Consider the following 3,060-nt stretch of genomic DNA (forward strand, 5'->3'; position numbering starts at 1 on the left):
CACCACCCTGGCGGGTGCGGGCCGGTTCCTGGGCCTCGACCTGCTCGGCGCGCTCGATGCCGGTGAAACCGCCGGTCTGGTGACCACGCTGTCCGAACCCAACCTGACCGCGCTTTCGGGTGAAACCGCCGACTTCCTGGCCGGCGGCGAATATCCGATCCCGATCAGCCAGGGCCTGGGCACGACCTCGATCGAATACAAGCGCTTCGGCGTCAGCCTGGCCTATACCCCGACGGTGCTGGCCAATGGCCGGATCTCGATCCGGGTCCGCCCCGAAGTCTCCGAGCTGTCGAGCCAGGGCTCGATCACGCTCAACGGCTTCCAGGTGCCCGCGCTGACCGTGCGCCGCGCGGAAACCACGGTGGAACTCGGTTCCGGCCAGAGCTTCATGATCGCCGGCCTGATGAGCACCAGCTCGCAGAACACGATCAAGAAGATGCCGGGTGCCGGCGACCTGCCGATCCTGGGCACGCTGTTCCGCTCGACCAATTTCCAGCGCGGCGAATCCGAGCTGGTGATCGTGATCACGCCGTATCTGGTGAAGCCGGTCGACGCCAACGACATCAAGCTGCCGACCGACGGCTTCCAGAACCCGAACGATGCCCAGCGCATCTTCGGCAACCAGGAAAACGACGGCAAGTCCGGCTCGCCGCGTCCCCATCCGACCGAAAAGCCGGAAGCCGCTGTGGCGCCGAAGATCGGTGAACTCGATGTCCCCAATGCCCCGACCCAGCCGAAGGACAAGAAGGACAAGCGCAGCAAGCGCACCGCCGATGCCGGCGCCGCGCCGACCCCCGGCTTCAGCCTGAACTGAGAGAGGTGAATAGCGATGCGTAAGATTCATTCCCGCAAGGCCCTTGCCGCTGCTGTCACGCTCTCGCTCGGCCTCGCGCTGGGTGGTTGCGGCGGCATGCCGACCAACCGCAGCCTTGAAAGCGTGCACCAGCCGGTGGTGAGCCGGACCAACTTCACGCTGGACCTGACGACCGGTCCGAGCGGCCTGCCGATCAGCGAACAGCGCCGCCTGTCGGGCTGGTTCGAAGCGCTGGACCTGCGTTACGGCGACCGGATCTATATCGACGACCCGATGGCCAGCCCGGTCACGCGCCAGTCGGTCGAAGGCGTTGCCGGCAAGTTCGGCCTGCTCGTCGGCAACGATGCTCCGGTCACGCCGGGCGAAGTTCCGGCTGGCACCGTCCGCGTCATCGTGACGCGTTCGACCGCCACGGTCGAAGGCTGCCCCGACTGGTCGGCCAAGTCGGACACCAACCTGAACAACGGGACCAGCTCGAACTTCGGCTGCGCCACCAATGCCAACATGGCCGCAATGGTTGCCGATCCGGAACACCTGATCCACGGCTCCGACAGCCAGGGCCGCACGGTGATGATGAGCTCGACCAAGGCCATCGACAGCTATCGCGAGGCTCCGCCGACCGGCGAAAAGGGTCTCAAGCAAGAATCCACCCAGAGCGGGAAGTAAGCACATGAATGCTCCTTGGAAACCCGGCGCGCAGAACGGTCGAGACGCTTTCAGCGCCTTCATCTGCGACGATGCCGCTCTGGACGTGCTGCGCCCGGTGGTGATCGAAATGGGCTGGCAGCCCGAAAAGTGCAACAAGGGCGGCCTGCGCAACGCTGTCCAGTCGCTCTCGATCAGCGCCAGCCCGAACATCCTGATGGTCGACCTGTCGGAAAGCGGCGACCCGCTGAGCGACATCAACGCCCTGGCCGAGGTTTGCGAACCCGGTACGGTGGTGATCGCGGTCGGCCAAGTCAACGACGTGCGCCTCTATCGCGACCTGATCGCGAGCGGGATCCACGACTACCTGCTCAAGCCGCTGTCGCCGGGCCAGGTTCGCGATGCGCTGGTCAATGCCCAGGCGATTTTCGCCGCGCCCAAGCATCATGATCCGCAGGCAGCCAAGCGCCACATTTCGACCGCGGTGATCGGCACGCGCGGCGGTGTGGGGGCCTCGACGCTCGCCACTTCGCTGGCCTGGCTGTTCAGCGCCGACGAAAAGATGCCGACCGCGCTGCTCGATCTTGACGTGCACTTCGGCACCGGGGCGCTGACGCTCGACCTCGAACCGGGCCGCGGCCTGACCGATGCGATCGAAAATCCGGGCCGTATCGACGGGCTGTTCATCGAACGCGCGATGATCCGCGCCAACGACCATCTGGCGATCCTGTCGGCCGAAGCGCCGATGAACACGCCGCTGATGACCGACGGTGCCGCTTTCGTGCAGCTGGAGGAAGAATTCCGCCAGGCGTTCGAAATGACCATGATCGACCTGCCGCGCAACATGCTGATCAATTTCCCGCACTTGCTGGCCGACGTGAACGTGGTCCTGCTGGTGGCGGAAATGACGCTGGCATCGGCGCGCGACGCGATCCGCATCCTGTCGTGGCTCAAGGTCAACGCGGCCCATGTCCAGCCGATCGTCATCGCCAACAAGGTGCAGAACGGCGTCGCTGAAATCAGCAAGTCGGACTTCGAGGCTTCGATCGAGCGCAAGATCGGCTTCTCGATCCCCTACGACATCAAGGCCGCGACCAACGCCGCGAAGCTGGGCCAGACCTTTGCCGACGCGAACCGTTCGAGCCGTGCGGGGACCGTGATCCGCGACATCGCCAAGGCAGTGATGGGCATCAGCGATGCCGACGCCGCCGAACCGGCGGTCAAGGCCAAGACCTCGCTGCTCGGCAAGCTCGATCTCAAGTCGATGCTGTCGAAAAAGCCGGACGCCAAGAAGGTCGCCAAAGCAAAGGCCTGAAAGGGATAACCGGGGGCATCCGCCTGGCGGGTGCCGCCCTGAAATGAAAGCCGTGAGGTGAGCATGAATCTGCCCCAGCTCCTGCTGATTGCCGTGGGCCTGATGGCCTTCATGGTGCTGGGCTATCTTGCCCTGTCCGGCCCGTCGGCAGCCAAGGAAGGGGCGCGCCGCCTGCAGGCGGTGCGTTACCGTCACTCGGAAAGCACGGTCGACAAGGTCGAAGCCCAGCTGAAGAAGGCGGTCGCCGCCCGCAAGCCCAAGATGCACCACATCGCGGGCTCGGAAT

General features: G+C 65.1%; 3 protein-coding genes and 1 pseudogene. All 4 read left to right on the forward strand.

Annotated elements, in window-relative coordinates; translation table 11 throughout:
* A partial coding sequence (locus ACE3SN_RS16575; RefSeq protein ID WP_374531901.1) for a type II and III secretion system protein family protein occupies positions 1–814 on the forward strand: 814 nt, incomplete at its 5' end.
* Between the two features lie 15 nt (positions 815–829).
* Positions 830–1,480: a CpaD family pilus assembly protein gene (locus ACE3SN_RS16580; RefSeq protein WP_374531903.1), complete on the forward strand. Its 651-nt coding sequence runs from the start codon at positions 830–832 to the stop codon at positions 1,478–1,480.
* A gap of 4 nt (positions 1,481–1,484) precedes the next feature.
* Positions 1,485–2,774, forward strand: a complete 1,290-nt coding sequence (locus ACE3SN_RS16585; RefSeq protein ID WP_374531905.1) for a pilus assembly protein CpaE — start codon at positions 1,485–1,487, stop codon at positions 2,772–2,774.
* Between the two features lie 63 nt (positions 2,775–2,837).
* Positions 2,838–3,060 (forward strand): annotated as a pseudogene (locus ACE3SN_RS16590) (pilus assembly protein TadB); the annotation flags it as partial.

Origin of the sequence: Novosphingobium sp. (assembly GCF_041915465.1) — a bacterium.
In the GTDB taxonomy this organism is placed as follows: Bacteria; Pseudomonadota; Alphaproteobacteria; order Sphingomonadales; family Sphingomonadaceae; genus Novosphingobium.